Source organism: Pseudomaricurvus sp. ABR4_320 (genome assembly GCF_056159445.1).
In genome coordinates this window covers 1-205 of the sequence record NZ_JBSWVF010000145.1, presented here as the reverse complement: position 1 = coordinate 205, position 205 = coordinate 1, and the positions used below count along the sequence as shown (strand labels likewise).

The 205-nt window shown below is 48.3% G+C and carries 1 protein-coding gene; it reads right to left on the bottom strand.

Features of this window, described 5'->3' with window-relative positions; all coding sequences use genetic code 11:
* Nucleotides 1-205: hypothetical protein (locus ACXAFR_RS27745; protein ID WP_475183496.1), on the bottom strand; the 205-nt coding region annotated here is incomplete at both ends.

Here is a 205-nt window from a genome sequence, read left to right as displayed (position 1 = left end):
CCCAAGACCGGAGGACCCTCCTTCTAAAACGGCTATTTTAGTGCCGTCTGGGGACCAGGATGCGCGTCCAAAGGCATCGTCGCCTTCCGCATTTGTTGCTATTTGTCGTAAAGAGCCTGTCTCAACATCCAGCATCCAAAACGTCGCATATTTTGAAACTAACGTTCCTGAGGTGTAAACATTAAAGGCAATTTTCGTCCCATCT